The sequence below is a fragment of the Nocardiopsis sp. MG754419 genome (assembly GCF_018207095.1).
Classification (GTDB): Bacteria; Actinomycetota; Actinomycetes; order Streptosporangiales; family Streptosporangiaceae; genus Nocardiopsis.
Genome location: NZ_QOCZ01000031.1, coordinates 26,770 through 44,586 on the forward strand (window position 1 = coordinate 26,770; position 17,817 = coordinate 44,586).

Sequence of the window (17,817 nt, forward strand, 5' to 3'; positions counted from 1 at the left end):
CGGCTTTCCACGGCGTCCTTCTAGCGTCTGGGACGTCCTACGAGACAGCCGACGCGATTGTGGGGGCCATGGCTCGACAGCGAGGTCCCGCCAGGGTAAGAGCCGTACAGCAGTCGGGCATGTCCGAGTGCGGGGCCGCCTGCCTCGCCATGGTGCTGACCGCGCATGGCAGGCACACCGCCCTGACCGAGAGCCGGGACCTGCTGGGTATCGGGCGGGACGGCTCCAGCATGCGCAGTATCGCCAGGATTGCCCGAAGCCTCGGCATGGAGGTCCGGGCACTGCGGCTGGGCGTGGAGCACCTGGGCCAGATCCGGCTCCCGGCCATCGCGCACTGGGGCAACGCGCACTACACGGTGGTCGAACGGGTGAGCCACGGCCGGGTCCACCTGGTCGACCCCGTCTCGGGTCGGCAGAGACTCACCTTGGAAGAGGCCGGGGAGGTGTTCTCCGGCGTCGTCCTGGAGATGGTGCCGGGGCCCGGGTTCCAGAAGGTCCGGCGCCGTTCCGGCGACGGGGCGTTGGGCGCCGTCCTGGACGGTGGCCGGGGACTCCTGGGCGCGGCGGTGGGCGCCTCGCTCCTGCTGCACCTCATGGTGTTCGGGGCGCTGTGGATCGCACTCGGGTCGCTCCCCGCACTGCTGGAGGGCGCCTTTCCCGCGGCCGCGTTCCTGTCCGGGCTGCTGGCCCTGGGCGCCCTGGTCAGCGGTGTGGTCCGGCGCCGACTCCTCATCGCCTTCTGTATACGCGTGCAGACCCACCTGTCGGAACGGTTGCTCCGGCGCGTGTTTCGCCTCCCGCTGACCTATTTCGAGGCGAACTCCGTCACGGAGGTCCTGGGCCGGGTCTCCGCCGGTGTGACCCTGCGTCAGGTCCTGCCTCCACGCGGGATCACTACGGTGCTGGACTGCGGACTCGGCGCGGTCTACCTCGTCGTTCTGTCGGTCGTGGCCCCGCTGTTCATCCTGCCCGCCGTGGCGGTGCTCCTCCTCGGCTGGGCCTTCTTCATGGTCACCAAGCGGGTGCTTCAGGAGAACGCCAAACGCGCCCTCGGCGACCAGGCGGGGATCCAGGGAAGGGTGCACCACGCCCTGTTGGGCGTCGAGACGCTCAAGGGTATGGGCCGGGAGGAGGGTCTGCTGTCGGACCTGGACGACCTCCTGGCACGGCAGGAGGTCACCGCGGAACGGCAGCTCCGCGGGGAGGGGTTCGTCGAGGCCGGGTTCTCCCTGCTCCGGGGCCTGGGCGCCCTGGGCACGGTGCTCGTCGCGTCGGCGTCGGTGCTCTTCGGGGGCGTCGCCCCCGAGGCGGCCGGGGTCTACTGCGCGGTTGCCCTGCTGGTGACGGAGGCAGCGGGTCGTCTGACCACGTACCTGCGCCAGTTCCAGATGGTGGACCGCTGTCTCGCACAGATCCGCGGAGTACTCGCCGAGCTCCCGGAGCAGCCGGAGCTCCCCCCGGACACGGGCGGCGCGGTCTCCGGGCGACCGGGTCCCGGGGAGGTCGAGTTCGAGGACGTCTCCTTCCGGTACTCGGACAACAGCTCCTGGAGCGTCCGGAACGTGAGCGTTCGCGTCCCCGCGGGGGCCAAGGTCGGCCTGGTGGGCGCGACGGGATCGGGAAAGAGCACGTTCGCCAGGCTGCTCCTCGGCCTGCACCGGCCCACACAGGGGACGGTTCGTTTCGACGGCCGCTCCCTCGCGGAGCTGGACCTTCGCGAGGCACGGCTCAACTTCGGGTTCGTGCCACAGGAATCCAGGATCTTCAGCGGGAACATCAGCGGCAATATCGCTCTGGGCCGCCCGGAGGCCTCCGCGAGCTCGATCGAGGAGGCCGCCCGCCGGGCGCAGATCCACGAGGACATCGTCGCCATGCCGCTGGGTTACGACACCCCGGTGTCCGAGGAGGGGCTGGGGCTGTCCGGCGGGCAGCTCCAGCGCCTGGCGCTCGCCCGGGCCCTGCTCGGGGACCCTTCCCTGCTCGTGCTCGACGAGGCCACCAGCCACCTGGACACGTTGACCGAGCAGCGCGTCGAACGGGAACTGGCCACGCTGTCGTGCACCCGCCTGGTCATCGCCCACCGCATGAACACCGTGCGAGACGCGGACCTCATCATCGTCCTGGACACGGGGAGGGTCGTGGAGATCGGCACGCACCACGAACTCCTCGCCCTGGACGGCGTCTACGCCGCGCTCGCGGGACCGGTTCCCGAACCGGTACGGAACACGCTATGACACACGCCCGTCACTGGGGCAGAGAGCAGAAATGAGCGATGCTTCGTGAGCAATGAAGAGTTCGACCCGACCGACCCGCGGTGGTTCCTGGCCCACTCTCTCCAGGAACGGATCTCCGCGTCGAGCCCTCCGGCCGAGACGGACGTCGCGACCGGGAAGGCACGGATCGACCTGTGGCGCCAGGAACGGCTGAGCTTTCTTCGCGACGAGGGGAACTTCGCCGACTACGCCGCCCGCAAGGGCACGGACGCGGACGGCTTGGCGGCCGTGCTGGGGGAGAGCCCGGTCAGTGTGCGCGAGCGGCTCCCGCACGTCCCCGACTTCGTCGAGTACGTTCGGCGGGCGCTCGACTATTCCGGCGGGCACGACGGCGGGGAGCGCTTCGGTATGCGCTTCTGTTCCGTCTTCACGCCCTTCATCGACCAGGCGGTGGACGACGTCCGGAAACGGATCCTGGCGTTGGACGCCGGCGACTCGGGTCTGGACACCGAGCGGCTCGCCGCGTGTCTGACCGATCCGCCGCTCGCTGGGGTCGACATGTTGGTCGGCCGAGCCCTGGTGCTGGAGGTCAACATCGCCCGGGTCGAGGGGCGCCTGAAGCGGGACTCACCGCACGAGCGCTTCCACGAGTTCATGGAGGCGCTGTCGACGAGGGAGGGGCTTCTCCCCTTCCTCCTCGACTACCCCGTGCTCACCAAGGACCTGGTGCTCCTGCTCGACAACTGGACTCGCGCGCGCGTGGAGATCGCCGAACGGTTGATCGCCGACCTCCCGCGCCTGCGTGAACGCCTGGGCGCCCCCGACGATCTGGGGCAGGTCCGCGAGATCAGCTCCGGGGAGGGGGATTCCCACGGCGGTGGGCGCTCCGTGGCGCGTGTGACCTTTGAGAACGGTCAGCACGTCATGTACAAGCCCCGTTCCCTCGGTACGGACGTGCACTTCCAGGACGTGCTGCGCTGGTTCAACGAACGCGGGCTCGAACCCTCCCTGCGCACACTCTGGGTCGAGGACCGGGGCGAGTACGGATGGAGCGAGTACGCGCCCTCCGAGGCGTGCGAGGACCGGGCGGCCCTGGAGCGCTTCTACACCCGGTTGGGGTCGTACCTGGCGATCCTGCACGTGCTGGTCGCCTCCGACATGCACTTCGAGAACATGATCGCCTCCGGTGAGCACCCGGTCATGGTCGATCTGGAGGCGCTGTTCCACGTCACCATCAGGGACGCCTCGGTGAGCACCCTCAACGCCACCTTGGGCGCGTCCGATCTCATGCACTCCTCCGTCCTCGGCGTCGGACTGCTTCCCCAGCCGAGCATCCAGGTGGACGACGGCGAGGTCGTGTGGAGCGACTTCGGAGGTGTCTCGGATACCAGCGCGCAGATGACCTCGAAGAAGGTGGCCGGCTGGGACCGTTGGGGCACCGACGAGATCCGCATTGAGCGCCGGCGGATCGCGCAGAGCCCGGCACAGAACGTGCCGACGGTGGAGACCGAGAAGGCGAACGCCTTCGAGAGCCGCGACTCGATCCTGGCCGGTTACCGTAGCGCCTACCGGACCCTCCAGGACCACCGCGATGCCTTCCTCTCCGAGGGTGGCCCGCTCCGTGCCTTCGCCGACGACGACATCCGGCTGATCCTGCGCCCGACGCAGCTCTACTACACGCTCCTGACCGAGAGCCGGCACCCGGACTACCAACAGGACGCGGCGGACCAGGACAACTTCCTGGACGCTCTGTGGGCGGGCCATCCCGACCTCGACCAGCGTGAGGCCGTGATCGCCTCGGAGGTCGCCCAGATGGGGCAGGGTGACATCCCGATCTTCCACACCACGCCGGGGCAGAGGGACGTTTTCGCGCAGGGCGGTCGGATCGCCCGCGACATGCTCGAGTCCAGTGGACTCGATCGGGCCACGGCCCGGATCGAGAACATGTCCGAGGCGCACATGGAGCAGCAGAGCTGGTTCATCGACGCCGCGCTGGCCGCCCAGGTCATGGGTGATGCCAGCCACTCCTCTTCTCACCGGCTCGACTCGGTTCCGTTCCCGCACCGGCCCGCGGACGGAGGCGAGCTGCTGGAGCAGGCCGCGAGGATCGGTGACCGCCTGGTGGAGAGCGCGATCCAGCAGGACGGGCGCATCACCTGGTTGGGGCTCAACCTGGTCAGGGAAGAGGTGTGGCAGGTCAACCCCGCCCAGACCGACCTCTTCAACGGGTTGAGCGGTATCGGCCTCTTCCTCGGCTACCTCGGCGCGGCCACGGGTGAGGACAGGTTCCGTTCGGCGGCCGAGAGAACCGCCGAGATGATCACCAGCGAAATCGAGAGCCTGAGCGACAAGGGCGATATGGCCGACTACTACGCGGCCGTGAGCGGTATCGGTGCCTTCGGAGTCCTAGGTGGTTCGGTCTACGCCCTGAGCCACCTCGGTCACCTCTGGAAGGAAGGCGCACTACTCGACCACGCCGCCTCCGTCGTGCCCTACATGGCCGAGCGCGTCGCGGAGGACACCGCGCTCGACGTGATCAGCGGCAGCGCCGGCGGGCTCTTCTCTCTGTTGTCGCTGCACGCGGCGGCGCCGGACCCGGCGGTCTTGGACGTGGCCGAGCGCATGGCGGCGCGCCTGTCGGAGACCGCGGTGCCGTCACAGAGCGGTCAGAGCTGGGTGAGCTCGATCAGCGCCCGGCCCCTGGCCGGTTTCTCCCACGGGGCGTCGGGCATCGCGACGGCTCTGGCGCGGCTCGACCGCGCACGGGGAACGTCCGAGCACCGGGACCTGGTGCACGCGGCCTTCGACTTCGAGCGGGCGTTGTTCGACGAGGACACCGGGAATTGGCCCGACCTCCGGGACGACACCCCGCGCAACAGCGCGATGGTGGCCTGGTGTCACGGCGCCACGGGGGTGGGGCTGGCCCGGGCGGACGTCCTGGACGGTGGGGGATCGTCGGACCCGAACGTCCGTCAGGATCTGGAGAAGGCGTTGCGACGCGTCCGCCGGACCGCGCTGGGAGGTGAGTCCAAGCATCGCGGGGTGGGCAACCACAGCATCTGCCACGGGGACCTGGGCAACCTGGAACTCCTGCAGCTGGCCGCGACCACCGAGGAGGAGCGGGAAGGCGTGCGCCTGCTGGCCGCGGACGTGCTGGCTCAGCGGGAGGGCCTCGGCTGGCAGTGCGGGGTTCCTCTCGGAATCGAGACCCCCGGTCTGATGCCGGGCCTGTCCGGTATCGGCTACACGCTCCTGAAGCTCGCCGATCCGGCGTCGGTGCCCTCCGTCCTCCTGCTGGGGGCGCCGCTCCGCGACGCCTCCGGGAAGTGATCCCGGTGTTCCATCGTGATGTCATCGGCCTTCCACAAGGAGACAATAAGCGTGGGATAAAATCGGAGATGTTAAGGCAATTGGGCTCCGGAAAAACAGATAGTGACAACCGAGGAGACCGTGCAATGGACATCGCCAAGGCTTGGAAGAACCCCCTTTACAGGGCCTCGCTGAGTGAGAAGCAGCGTGACTCCCTCCCCGAGCACCCCGCGGGTGGAATCGTGGTCTCCGACGAGGAGATGGACTCCGTTAACGGCGGTACCACCGTTCCGTGCAGTGCTGTGACCGCAGCTGTCTGCAACACCTTCACTGACACGGTGTGCCACGGTTCGTGCGGTTCCTGGTCCGTGGGCTGCTGCTGACCGTTCCAACCCGCGGGTAAACGACTGCCCCGTGGTTGAGGACACCGGCCCGGGGTTCCCCCACCCGAGGGGAGCCCCGGGCCTTTTCGCGTCTGTGGTCGACCATCCATCACTGATAGCGAGAAATTCCTGGCCGCGGTCATTATCAATGCAGTTCGCGGGTACGGATAAGAAAGGAAACCGAACGAGGAGGTTGTTTTGGCTTCGAAGAGCGTCGCTCGATGGGGGCCCGTTCCCCTGGGATTTATTTTCGGTGCCGCTGTGGGTATCGCGATGGACCAGGTCTTCTACGGGATCGCTATCGGTCTCGTCGTCGGACTGGTGCTCTCGCTCTTCATCGGCAGCGGGAGCAAAGCCAAGTCGTGAGGATCCGCGCGGTGCGTCCGGGGCGGACGAGGCTCGTGTCGGGTACACCGTGTTCCGCGCGTGCCTCAGGCGCGACGTGTCCTTGTGAGGAAGCTGATCGGGACCCCGCCGTCTCCGGGAACGGACACCGATCCGTGTCAGAGTCGGCGGGGCCGCGCCCGTGCCTCGGGGCCGGGCGGCCGGACCTAGGAGCCGTTCCGCGGTAGGTCGTGTCCGGGTTCGGTCAGGTGCGCGAAGGCCCGGAGGTTGCGGGTGTCGTGGCCGCGCGAGACGCGCCACTTCCACTCCTTGCGGATGGCAGAGGCGAAACCCAGCTCCAGCGCGGTGTTGAAGTTCTCGTCGGAGTAGGTGAGCACGCATCCCAACAGCCGGTCGACCTCCTGCGCGGTGATGCCGGACAGCGGCAGACGGCCCCGGATGTAGACGTCGCCGACCTCGTCGGAGGTGAACGCCATCCCGTACATGTCGGAGCCGCGTCGGGTCAGCCACTGGTAGAACGCCGCGTGGTTCTCGTCCGGCCGTCGGCAGAAGAACGAGGTCAGGGTGAGGCTGTGGGGGCCGGCCTCCAACCACACCAGGGTCCTGAGCCTGGCGGTCCCGGGGAGCGAGACCAGGAAGGACTCGGGCCGGGGCCGTTCGACCTCCAGCCCCGCCTCGGTCACGGCCTCGTGGATCGCCTCGATCGCGTTCTCGCGCGCCGTCGTGTCCGCCACGTGTGTTCCCCTCTCCTCGTCGGTCGACCCCGTCACCGGCACGCGGCCGCGGCCAGCGAGAGCTCGCGCGGGACGAGCGCCGACCGGTACGCGTCCATCAACTCGTCCACGGTCCGCGACCACCCCAGGGTGGCGGCGTGCCGGGGTGCGGCCTCCGCCAGCTTGGCATGCAGGCCCGGTTCGTGGATCAGCCGGAGAAGTTCGGCCGCGTAGTGGCGCGGGTCGTGCCCGTCCACCAGAACGCCCGACACCCGGTCCGACACCGCGGTGGTCAGCCCGCCGACCCGGGCCGCCACGACCGGGGTGCCGCACGCCTGCGACTCGACGGCGACGAGCCCGAAGGATTCGGAGTAGGACGGCACCACCGTCACGGTCGCGGCCCGGTAGTAGTCGGCCAGCCGCCGGCGGTCCTGGGGAGGTTCCAACCGCAGGACGTCGGCGACCCCCAGCGACCGGGCCAGGTCGGTGAGCAGGCGCGGTTCGCGCATCCCCCCGCCGGACAGACCTCCGACCACGCCCACCACGAGCCGGTCGCGCAGTGAGGGGTCCCGCTCCAGGAGCTCGGCGGCGGCGCGGATGAGCACGTCCGGTGCCTTCAGGCGCTGCACACGGCCGACGAACAGCAGCAGATGGGCATCGCGAGGGAGTCCGATGCGCTCCAGGGCCTCGTCCCGGGGGCCGGGCGTGAAGGTCTCCAGGTCCACACCGGGAGGGATCGTGTGCAGCTGCTCGGGGCGCGCCCCGTAGAAGTCGGTGAGCTGTCGGGCCTCGTCCTCGGTGTTGGCGATGAGCCGGTCGGCCTGGCGGACGAGCTGGTCCTCCCCGCGCACCCGGTCCTCGGGTTCGGGGTTGTCGCCCGCGGCCAGGGCGGCGTTCTTCACCCGGGCCATGGTGTGCATCGACTGCACCATCGGCACGCCCCAACGGCGGGCGGCCATCACACCGGCCTTGCCGGAGAGCCAGTAGTGGCCGTGCACCAGGTCGTAGTGGCCCGGTTCGCCCTGGGCCTCGGCCCGCAGCATCCCGAAGACGAACGGACACAGGTGTTCGGCGAGGGTGTTCTTGTCCAGGCGGCCGTAGGGTCCGGCGGGAACGTGACGCACGTTCACCCCGGGGACGAGCTCCACCACCGGCGGCTGCGACGGGCTGGTGGCCCTGGTGAACACGTCCACCGCCACCCCGCGCTCGGCCATGCGACGGGCCACTTCGACGACGTAGACGTTCAGTCCACCGGCGTCACCGGTGCCGGGTTGGTCGAGCGGGGAGGTGTGCAGGCTGACCGTCGCGATCCTCGACGGAACCGACGCCTGATCTCCCAACGGAACGGATCCGGACACCGGTGGTCCCTCCAGGTCGTGTGTGCGGGCAGTAGTCGTCAACAGCGACGAAGGTACACACTGTTCCCGACCGGACCGTCCCAGGGGGCGGGGTCGACCGCCCCGAGGTCAGGGTGTACCCGCCCAGCCGGAGACGAGGAACTCCGCCACCTCGGGGAAGGTGCGCTTCCATGTGTGCAGGTCGTGGCCGCCGCTCGGCCGCAGGGTGGTGACCGTCATACCGTGCTCGGCGAGCAGGTCGGCGAAGCGCTCGGCCTCCCCCTGGATCCGGCCCTCCCGCAGCGGGGTGTGGTCCTCCCGCCCCTCGACCAGCATGAAGCGCAGGTCGCGCACCTCATCGGGTTCCAGCAGGAGATCGGGGGCGTGCGGATCGGTGTCCTCGCCCAGGACACCGTGGGGGTCGTCGACCCGGAAGTACCCGGCCCAGCTCACCACCTGCGCGTACAGGCCGGGGTTGCGCAGGGCCAGGGTCGCCGCCCCGTACCCGCCCATGGAGAAGCCGCCGACCGCGCGCAGGGAGCGGTGGCGGGGATGCTCGCCCTCCACGGCCGCCACGGCGTCGTCGGTGACGAAACTCTCCAGGGCGAAGCGTCCGTCGTGGGCGTCGGCCCACTCGGTGGTGGTGCCGTCCTCGGTCTGACCGTGCGGCGCGGCGAGCACGAACTCGATCCCGGTGCGGCACATCTGGCGGTCCAGGAGCGTGCCCAGGTCCGCGTCCATGAGTGTGCGGTGGGTGGAGGAGGAACCGTGCAACAGGTAGAGCACGGGCAGGTCGGCGCTGTCCGGTCCGGGCGGGCGCCGCACCCACACGGGGCGTTCCTCCCCGTCCGGGCCACCCGGGTCGGGCAGCGTGATCACCTCGTCGCGTCCGGGCTCGTCACAGACCGCGACGCCGCCGGGGCGCGGGAGCGGCGCGGCCGTGGACGTGCCCTCGACCGGGACGCGCACGTGCCCGGTGGCGAGCTCGGGCTCGGACACGTGGGGTCCGAGCCGTTCGAGCCACCGCTCCGGGGGAGCGGTGGCCAGGGACGCGGCGACGACGGCCACGGTGCAGGAGGAGAGGAGCACGGTGGCGCGTCGGGAGAAGGAGACGAACACGTCGAGGCCTCAGGGGTTCGGGGCGACCGGCGACCGTGCGTGAGACGGCCCGGGAATATGACCCACTGTAGTCGAGCGTGCTCAACGTGTGTGTGGATGGCGGAAACCCGCCGGAGGCACCCGGGCTCCGCCCGTCGCGCCGCCTCGTCCTCTCTCCGTCGACCCGCCTCTGGCGGGTCGGTCGGGTCAGACCGCCACCGGGTGCCGCAGGCGCAGCGCGTCGGGGTAGGGGCGCAGGTAGGTCTGCTCACTCGCCCAGGTGACGTCCTCGGCCGCGCAGTGGTGCCGCAACAGGGCCACGGGCAGGCTCAGCGGCGCGTCCCCCCGACGGTAGTCCTCGATCCCGGCCAGCAGGTCGTGCCTGCGGGAGTCGTCCAACAGCGTGCTGATCATGCCGAAGACGTGCTGGAGCGCGTTGGCGTGCTTGCCGCGGCTCGACCGGACCGCCAGGGCCCGGTGGAACGCCTCGGTGTACGCGGAGACCGTCTCCTCCCGCTCGGCCGACCCGACCCGGGCCACGATCCGCCCGGTCTCCCGGTACCCCTCCGGCGAATGCGCCATCAGCTGGAGCTTGTGCCGGGTGTGGAACTCCACCAGGTCGCGCGCGGCCCAGTCCGACTCCCAGAGACCGCGCAGGCGGGCGTGCGCGAACACCCGCTCCACGAAGTGCTCGCGCAGGGCGGCGTCGGACAGGCGACCCTGCTCCTCCACCGGCAGCGAGGGCAGCAGCGTGGTGAGCCGGTCGGCGAAGGCGCCCCGGCCGGTGCCGCGCAGTCGATTGCCGCTCGCGTCGTAGACCGGCAGGGCGTACAGGCCGCAGCTCGGCGACTTGTTCTTGAGCACGTACCCGTCCAGCCGGCGCAACTGCTTCAGGTGCAGGTCGGCGGTGTTCGCCAGGTCGTCGGAGTGATCGGCGCCGTCGGCGCTGGAGATCACCCGATCGCCGTCTTCGGAGTCCTGGAGCCGCAGGGTCGGGCGCGGCACGCCCAGCCCGATCTCCGCCTCCGGGCAGATCGGCAGCCAGTCCACGTGCCGGTCCAGCTCGTCGGTGAGGAAGCGATGGCGGGAGTGGCCGCCGTTGTAGCGCACCGGTGCGCCGATGAGACAGCTGGAGACCCCGACGACGGGACGGACGGGGAGATCGGACGCGTTCATGCCCGGGCCTTACCCGATCACAGCGGCCGTAACCACAGGTCATCTCAGTGCGTAGTGTGGGAACTCCTCATCGTGAAGGAGCTCCGTTGGCCGCCCCTGTCCTCGTCCTCTTCACCCAGGACCTCCGTCTGCACGACCACCCCGCGCTGACCACGGCCCTGCGGGCCGCAGGCCCGGTCGTACCGCTCTTCGTGCTGGACCCCGCGCTGGTGCGCCGCGCCGCCCGCAACCGCCTCGCCCACCTCGCCGAAGCCCTCGCCGACCTGCGTTCGGGCCTGCGCGAAGTCGGAGGCGACCTGGTGGTGCGCCGGGGTGACACGGTCACCGAGACGCTCGCCGTCGCCCGGGAGACCGGCGCGCACATCGTGCACCTGAGCGAGGGGGTGAGCCGCACGGCCGCGCGACGTCTCGACCGACTGCGCGCGGCCGGGCTGGACGCGCGCACCCATCCCGGACTCACCGTGGTGCCGCCGGGGGACATCACCCCCGTCTCCGGTGACCACTACAAGGTGTTCACCCCTTACTGGCGGGCCTGGGAGTCGTCCCGTTGGCGTGAGGTGCTGCCCGCCCCGGAGCGGGTCGACCTGCCCGCAGGGATCGACCCCGGGGAAACGCCCACCGCCGAGGACCTCACGCGCGACGGCGTCGGCACGCTCGCCGAGGAGCGGCGCGCCGGTGGGTGGACCCTCGCCCGCGAACGCCTGCGGGCCTGGCTGGACCTGGGGCTCGCCGACTACGGTGACCGGCACGACGACCTGCCCGGCGCGGCCACCTCGCACCTGTCCGCCGACCTGCGGTTCGGCTGCCTGTCGCCGTTGGAGGTGGCCCGGGTCGCCCGCGACCTGCCCGGAGGTGCCGAGTACGTTCGCCAGCTCGCCTGGCGCGACTTCCACCACCAGGTCACCGCCGCCTTCCCCGACATCACCGTCCGCGACTACCGGCCCCGCGACCGGGAGTGGCGGCAGGACCCGGAGGCCCTCGCCGCCTGGAAGGAGGGACGCACCGGGGTGCCGGTCGTGGACGCCGGCATGCGTCAGCTGCTCCGCGAGGGGTTCATGCACAACCGGACGCGCATGATCACCGCGGCCTTCCTCACCAAGACCCTGCTGGTGCACTGGCGCGAGGGGGCCGCGCACTTCGACGCGCACCTGGTCGACGGTGACGTGGCCAACGACTTCGGGAACTGGCAGTGGGTGGCGGGCACCGGCAACGACACCCGGCCCAACCGCTCGTTCAACCCCTCGCGCCAGGCCAAGCGGTTCGACCCCGAGGGGGTCTACGTGCGCCGGTACGTGCCCGAGCTGGCCGAACTGTCCGGAGCCCGCGCCCACAGTCCGTGGGTGGAGGGGTTCGGAGAGGGTGTCGAGGGTTACCCGGCGCCGATCGCCGACCCCGGAAAGCTGTGAGGGGACCGGTCCCGGTCCTGTGGCCGGAGCCGACGGGCGCCCGAGCGCCCGCGCGGTGAACCACGAGGGGTGTCGCGTTCGGGCGCCGTCGGGCGGTGCCTCCCACGATCAGGGGAGGTGCCGAGGGTTCCCCACCGTCCGGGCGCCCGAACACGGGCGAAGCGAGGCGGAGGCCCCGGCGAGGACACGTCCCCCTCTAGGAGTTGTAGTGACCGCAGTGGGGGCAGGTGCGGACGCCCGCGTTGAGGTACTCACCGCACCTTGCGCACAGGCCCACGATGGGCTTGTCGTGTTTGGGGGACATGTGCGGGGTCCCTTGGGGAACGGGACTCAAGTGTCGGTCATCCTTCCGTCTCGGCCAGCCCGTCGATGATGTCGGCCAGGACCAGGGAGCGGTCCGCGTTCGACATCAGGCGCAGTTCCCGGAGCGCGGGAACGGTGTCGACACCTTCGGGCCCGGTCACCGTGCACACGCGCATGCAGTGTTGGGTGGGGGCCCACCAGAAGTCCCTTTCGTCGATGGGGGCGATGCGGTACACCGTCGCCGGATACTGGGACGGTCTGCTGGGTGAATGCCATTGTTGGACACGGGCGAGGACGAAACCCGTGATCAGGGAATCGAAGACGCCCTCCGACGCGAGGTCGGACACCGCGTGCTCATCGCCCTCGGCACGGCAGGCGTCGCACCCGGCGAGTTCGGCGCGCAACAACCAGCGCGCACGCGCGTGATCCACCTCTGGGTTCTTGAGCTTGCTCGGATGCCGGTGTCCCATACACGGGAGGGTACGACGCGGCCCGCGTGTCCGGAGCGGTCGGGACCCCCGGGCGGTTCAGCGGGCCTCGAAAGCCGCCTGGAAGGCCGCCAGGGCGGTCGCGTCGAACAACACGAGTTCCACCCTCGGCACACGGACCGGAGCGGTGCGCAGCGCCCGGGCCGCGATCCGGGCGGCGTCGTCCAGCGGCCACCGGTAGATCCCGGTGGAGATGGCGGGGAAGGCGACCGACTCCGCGCCCAGTTCGTCGGCGACCGCCAGCGACGCGGTGAAGCAGGAGGCCAGCACCTCCGAACGGTCCTCCGTGGTGCTGTACACCGGGCCCACGGTGTGGATCACCCAGCGGGCCGGCAGGTCGCCCGCGGTCGTGGCCACGGCCCGACCGGCCGGGAGCCCGTCGCGGTACCGGGAGGCCCGCAGCGCCCGGCACTCCGCCAGGACGGCCTCGCCGCCCCTGCGGTGGATGGCCCCGTCCACGCCGCCACCGCCCATCAACGAGCCGTTGGCGGCGTTGACGATCGCGTCCACACGCTGCTCGGTGATGTCCCCTCGCGAGAGCCGCACGCGCATGTGCTCGGTCATGGGTGCACTCCCGGTGCTGTGGCCCGGCGTCGAGGGCCGGGGAGAAGGATCACTTCGACTTGACGGGGATCCGGGGAACAAGCGCCCTTCGGGCCCTGTCCGCAGGGTCTCAATGCCCTTGCCCATCGGTCATGCCGAATTAACCTGGGGGTGCCACAGGGAGTAGTACTACCCATCGTAGACTCGTATCCATGAATCGGCTTGGCGAACTTGAACGCGCGGTGATGGATGTACTGTGGGCACGCAACGAACCGATGACGGTTCGTGAGGTCGGCAAAGCGCTCGCGGAGCGCGACCTGGCGCACACGACCGTCATGACCGTGCTCGACCGACTCGCCAAGAAGAAGGTCGTCGACCGGGCACGTGAGGGTCGTGCATGGCGGTACCGTCCGGCAGCCAGCCGCGAGAACTACGTGTCCGAGCTGATGTTCGACGCACTCGGGCAGACGGTGGACCGTGACGCGGCCCTGGCCGCCTTCGTCCAGTCCATGGACGGCCAGGAGGCTGAAGCGCTTCGGCGCGCACTCGCTGAAAACGAGCAGCCAAGGAACTAGTCCGTATGGTCAGTGCCGCCCTCCTCACACTCGTCGCGGTCAGCTGCCTCGTCGCGATGGAAGCACTCCACCGGGCGAAGTGGCCTTCCCGTGGCCCCTACACAGCGGTCATCGCCTGGCAGGCGCTCGGCCTGGCCTGGGGTGTGTCCACCATCGGCGCCCTGCTGGCCTACGGTCTGTCCTCCTACGAGCTCGGCGCCGCCGGCGGCACCATGGCCATGTTCACCGACCTGGTCACGGGTGAGTTCCTGCTCGCCGAGTTCTCCCAGGGACTCGAGGGCATCGGACACCTGGCCGCCGTCGCCCTGGCCCTGACGCTCACCCTGGTGCTCTTCTCGGGTCTGGTCGCCTCCTTCGTGCAGGTGGTCCGGGTCCGCAGGCGCCACCACGACCTCCTCGAACTGGTCGCCAGCGACCACCCCGACGTTCCCGGTGCCCGCGTGGTCGACCACCCGGCCGCCGCCGCGTACTGCCTGCCGGGCGTCCTGCGCTCGCAGGTCGTGATCAGCGCCGGTGCGCTGGAGGTCCTCGACAACCGCGAACTCGCCGCGGTCCTCGCCCACGAACACGCCCACCTGCGGCAGCGCCACGACCTCGTGCTGTTGCCCTTCTCCTCGCTCAAGCGCGCCTTCCCACGCGTGCGCCTCGTGCGCACCTACTACGAGAGCGTCGCGCTGCTCATCGAGATGTGCGCCGACGACCAGGCGCGCCGCAAGAGCACCTCGCGTGAGCTGGCCATGGCCCTGCTCCGCTTCGGAGCGGCCGGTCCGGCCCCCGTCCCGGCGGGTGCGATGGCCGCCGTCCACCAGGCCGAGCCCGCGGTGATGCGCCGGGTCAACCGCCTCCTGCGTCCCGACGACGAACTTCCGTACCACGCCGGCGCGATCATCATGGGGGCCTCGGCCTTTCTCCTGGCCACGGTCACCTGCCTCTGGCACATCCCGGTCTGACCTGCGCGATCCCGCCTGGGCGACGGCGGCCCGCGGCCCCCACGGGCACCGACCCCGGTGCCGACACCTGTGATTCCGACCTCCGTCGGGCACGATTGTCGGCGCCGATCCGTTTACCGTGGAGAGCGGGCGGACCCCCGCTCGATCACGTGTAGCTCTGGAGAGTGTCTTGTTTTACTGGATCTGGCAGCTCATCTACCTGGTGACCTTCGTGGCCAGCCTCTACGCGTTGATCGAGGCTGTGCGGACACCGGCGCAGGCCTTCGAGGTCATGGACAAGCAGACCAAGAAGCTCTGGGTGATCCTGACGAGTGTGGCGACCGGTCTGTCCCTGCTCGCGGTCCTCAGCGGAACGGGCATGTTCGTCATCCTCGGTCTGGTGGCCACGCTCATCTTCCTGCTGGACGTGCGCCCCGCGGTCAAGGGCGTCGGCGGCGGGAACCAGAACAACGGCCCCTACGGACCCTGGTAGGCGCCGCACGCGGAAGTCGGGGCCGTCGCTCGGAGGACGAGCGGCGGCCCCGACGTGCGCCCGCGTTCCGGGCGGTCGCGGCGGGGCCGCCGAGCGGGGCGTGCGCCTCACGCTCCGTCGAGGTCGGACCCCGTGACCTCGGCGCCCCGGGGTGGCGCGGGGCGATCGACCGGCAGTGCCTGCCACAGGGCCTCCGCGTAGGCGGGGTCGCTCGTGTAGTACGAGTGGCCCAGGATCTCCGGGCGACGGGCCTCCCCCGGTGGAGCGTCGTAGGAGCGCGGGTCCGGTAGCGGGTCGACCGTCGGCACGACCACCTCTTCCCCGTCGGGTGCGGAGCGGCGCACCGGTCCGGCGATGGCGTCGGTGACCCGCCACAGGTTGCGCCAGGACGCCACCCGCGTGTTCAGGTCGGTGAAGGCCACCGGGCCGAAATAGGCGGGGAAGTACCGGGCGTACAGACGGTCCAACGGCGAGCCGTGCGTGATGAGCGAGACCCGGTCGGCGTACTCCTCGGGCAGTTGCCAGACCGTGGCCGCGGCCAGGACCGACCCCTGTGAGTGGCCGGACAGCACCACCTCGGTGCCCTCCCCGGCCATACGGCGTACCCGGGCGGCGAGCTGTGGGACCGCGCGTTCGGCGTAGGACGGCGGGGCCAACGGGTGCGCCGCCCGGGGCCAGAACGTGCCCACGTCCCAGACCGCGCCCACGGCCTGCCGGGTCGGCCGGTCCCGGTAGGCGCTGCGCCCGATCCACGCCAGTGCCACCAGCGCGACCCCGCCCAGAAGCGAGCCCACGGCCACCATCGCGTCCAGGGCGTCCTGGAGGGCGCCGTGCACCCCGCCGGCGACCGCCAGGGTGGCGTCCATCGGTCCGGCCTCCAGTTCGCCGGTGACGATCGAGTACAGGGCCAGACCCACCAGGGGCACCACCGGCAGCAGCAGGGCGCCCAGGATCCGCGGTAGCGCCTCGGTCATCCGTCCCAGTGCCCGGGCGTGCGCGATGTCCCAGGTCCGTCGGTCCCGGACGCTGCGCGAGTACAGTGCGGTGACCTTCGGCAGTTGCGCCCGGACCGCACCCCGCAGCCACAGGGCCAGGACCGCCACCACGATCAGGACGATGACCGCCTGGAAGGCGAACGCCAACTGGAGCCACGAATAGGCGGTGGGCGGGGCGAGCGTCAGGCAGTCGGGCCCCGTGGCGTTCAGGGAGCCGCAGCCGCTCAACCAGAGTGCCCCCTGGTAGACCAGGGCCGCGGAGAAGGCGCCGCCCAGCAGCGTGCCCAGGGCGGCGGTGGAGGGACCGGCCAACCCGCGCATGGCGGTGTGCCGGTGAGGGCGGTCCACGACGAACAGCACCAGCGCCGCGGCCAACAGCACCATGACCAGGGCACCCTGCACGGCGAACAGGGTGTTGAGCAGGGTGCCGCTGCCCGGCAACCGGCCCTCGGCGACCCACCCCGGCCGCGGCAGGACGGTGTACGCCGCCACGGCCGTGGTCAGGCCCAGGGTGGTGTCCCGCAGGACTCTGCACAGCCGGTCGGCGCGCGCGTTCCACCGCGGGTCCTTGCCGGGGACGAGAACGCTCACCGTGCTCACCGCCATCACGACCGCCAGCAGGGCCGCCAGGCCGGTGCCCACCGTCCACCACCCCGGGTCGGTCGGTGGCCAGGGGGCCCGCCCGTCCAGGTCGTGGGCGAGCGGGGGCAGGAGCAGCAGAGCGGCCACGGTCCCCACGGCGATGGCGATGTGCGCCGAACGCAGTCGGGCCATGATCTCGCTGTTGCGCCAGAAGTCCGGGTGGCTGAGCGGGGCGTCCTCCGTGTGCCGGGGCGGCAGCGGCCCCGCCACCACCTCGTAGTCGGCCGCGGTCCGTCGCGACAGCCGCCACAGCACCACCACGACCACGGCGGGCAGCGCCGCCCCCACCAGCAGGGACGGTCCGGGCGCCGAGAGCGGTGAGGAGGCCGACGCCAGGAAGGCCAGCCAGGGCCGGGCGCGCACGCACTCCTCACCCTGGCCACCGCACTGCCAGGCCACCAGGTCCATGCCGAGCCCGGCGGCGGCCAGCACGATGAGCATCGTCAGGGAGAGCGCCAGCAGCCGGACCCCCGCCCCGTAGGCGATGTTGGCCACCCGTCGGGTGCCCCGTTGCCCGTCGTCCATCCGGCCCGGACGCATCCAGTAGGCCAGGTTGAGCATCATGAACGGCAGGAGCAGCAGCCAGAAGGCACGGGAGGACGCACCCGACGTCAGGTTGCCCCAGGCGAAGATCTCCCGGCGCACCCCGGGCAGGGTCTCGGTGTCCGGTTCCCGACGCCATCGGAAGAACCCGGCCAGCCGGTCACCGCCCACACGCATGGCGGGCTCCACGTCGAGGAGTTCCTCCGCCTGGCCACCGCTCACCCCGTGGACGCGCAACTCCACACGGTCGGCGGTGTGGGCGGTGACCGGCTGGCCGGGTTCTTCCGATGGCGTCGGGAACCGGACACCGAGACCCTGCCCGGGGT

At 70.8% G+C, this 17,817-nt stretch carries 15 protein-coding genes; 7 read left to right on the forward strand and 8 right to left on the reverse strand.

Annotation, left to right across the window (positions count from 1 at the left end; translation table 11 throughout):
- The first annotated feature begins 68 nt into the window (after window positions 1-68).
- From DSY14_RS08935 to DSY14_RS08945, 3 genes are all read left to right on the forward strand, one after another.
- Window positions 69-2,234, forward strand: a complete 2,166-nt coding sequence (locus DSY14_RS08935; protein WP_283091600.1) for a peptidase domain-containing ABC transporter — start codon at window positions 69-71, stop codon at window positions 2,232-2,234.
- 45 nt (window positions 2,235-2,279) lie between these two features.
- Window positions 2,280-5,543, forward strand: coding sequence for a type 2 lanthipeptide synthetase LanM family protein (locus tag DSY14_RS08940; protein ID WP_211716019.1), 3,264 nt, complete (start codon window positions 2,280-2,282; stop codon window positions 5,541-5,543).
- 125 nt (window positions 5,544-5,668) lie between these two features.
- Window positions 5,669-5,905 carry a mersacidin/lichenicidin family type 2 lantibiotic gene (locus DSY14_RS08945; protein WP_211716020.1) on the forward strand — a complete coding sequence of 79 codons (237 nt, stop codon included), beginning with the start codon at window positions 5,669-5,671 and terminating at the stop codon, window positions 5,903-5,905.
- 551 nt (window positions 5,906-6,456) lie between these two features.
- Here the strand turns inward: DSY14_RS08945 and DSY14_RS08950 are convergent.
- The 4 genes from DSY14_RS08950 to DSY14_RS08965 all read right to left on the reverse strand — a co-directional run bounded on the left by DSY14_RS08950 (window position 6,457) and on the right by DSY14_RS08965 (window position 10,574).
- Window positions 6,457-6,984: a YbjN domain-containing protein gene (locus DSY14_RS08950; protein ID WP_211716021.1), complete on the reverse strand. Its 528-nt coding sequence runs from the start codon at window positions 6,982-6,984 to the stop codon at window positions 6,457-6,459.
- 32 nt (window positions 6,985-7,016) lie between these two features.
- Entirely contained in the window at window positions 7,017-8,321 is a 1,305-nt protein-coding gene (gene mshA, locus DSY14_RS08955) for a D-inositol-3-phosphate glycosyltransferase (protein WP_211716022.1), read from the reverse strand.
- 108 nt (window positions 8,322-8,429) lie between these two features.
- Window positions 8,430-9,419 (reverse strand): esterase family protein, encoded by a 990-nt coding sequence (locus DSY14_RS08960; protein WP_211716023.1) that lies wholly within the window; start codon window positions 9,417-9,419, stop codon window positions 8,430-8,432.
- Window positions 9,420-9,605: 186 nt separating this feature from the next.
- The gene (locus DSY14_RS08965) at window positions 9,606-10,574 is read right to left on the reverse strand and encodes a DUF523 and DUF1722 domain-containing protein (RefSeq protein ID WP_211716024.1); all 969 of its coding nucleotides are present in this window, start codon (window positions 10,572-10,574) and stop codon (window positions 9,606-9,608) included.
- An 86-nt stretch (window positions 10,575-10,660) separates the two neighbouring features.
- Here DSY14_RS08965 and DSY14_RS08970 point away from each other — a divergent pair, with 86 nt between their 5' ends.
- Window positions 10,661-11,980, forward strand: coding sequence for a deoxyribodipyrimidine photo-lyase (locus DSY14_RS08970; protein ID WP_211716025.1), 1,320 nt, complete (start codon window positions 10,661-10,663; stop codon window positions 11,978-11,980).
- Between the two features lie 196 nt (window positions 11,981-12,176).
- On the opposite strand, the gene DSY14_RS29585 is transcribed toward DSY14_RS08970, so the two are convergent.
- The 3 genes from DSY14_RS29585 to DSY14_RS08980 are packed head-to-tail and all read right to left on the reverse strand — an operon-like array spanning window position 12,177 to window position 13,335.
- On the reverse strand, window positions 12,177-12,284 hold the full coding sequence (locus DSY14_RS29585; protein WP_374223993.1) for a zinc-ribbon domain-containing protein: 108 nt from the start codon (window positions 12,282-12,284) through the stop codon (window positions 12,177-12,179).
- A 37-nt stretch (window positions 12,285-12,321) separates the two neighbouring features.
- Window positions 12,322-12,753 (reverse strand): hypothetical protein, encoded by a 432-nt coding sequence (locus tag DSY14_RS08975; RefSeq protein WP_211716026.1) that lies wholly within the window; start codon window positions 12,751-12,753, stop codon window positions 12,322-12,324.
- Between the two features lie 57 nt (window positions 12,754-12,810).
- The gene (locus tag DSY14_RS08980) at window positions 12,811-13,335 is read right to left on the reverse strand and encodes an O-acetyl-ADP-ribose deacetylase (RefSeq protein WP_211716027.1); all 525 of its coding nucleotides are present in this window, start codon (window positions 13,333-13,335) and stop codon (window positions 12,811-12,813) included.
- Window positions 13,336-13,526: 191 nt separating this feature from the next.
- On the opposite strand from DSY14_RS08980, the gene DSY14_RS08985 reads away from it, so the two are divergent.
- From DSY14_RS08985 to DSY14_RS08995, 3 genes are all read left to right on the forward strand, one after another.
- A complete protein-coding gene (locus DSY14_RS08985) occupies window positions 13,527-13,889 on the forward strand; it encodes a BlaI/MecI/CopY family transcriptional regulator (RefSeq protein WP_211716028.1) in 363 nt (120 codons plus the stop codon).
- 5 nt (window positions 13,890-13,894) lie between these two features.
- The gene (locus DSY14_RS08990) at window positions 13,895-14,839 is read left to right on the forward strand and encodes a M56 family metallopeptidase (protein WP_211716029.1); all 945 of its coding nucleotides are present in this window, start codon (window positions 13,895-13,897) and stop codon (window positions 14,837-14,839) included.
- Window positions 14,840-15,008: 169 nt separating this feature from the next.
- Entirely contained in the window at window positions 15,009-15,311 is a 303-nt protein-coding gene (locus DSY14_RS08995; protein WP_211716030.1) for a DUF2516 family protein, read from the forward strand.
- A gap of 107 nt (window positions 15,312-15,418) precedes the next feature.
- Here DSY14_RS08995 and DSY14_RS09000 read toward each other — a convergent pair.
- Window positions 15,419-17,817, reverse strand: a 2,399-nt coding sequence (locus tag DSY14_RS09000; protein ID WP_249187557.1) for a hypothetical protein, incomplete at its 5' end; no start/stop codon positions are given.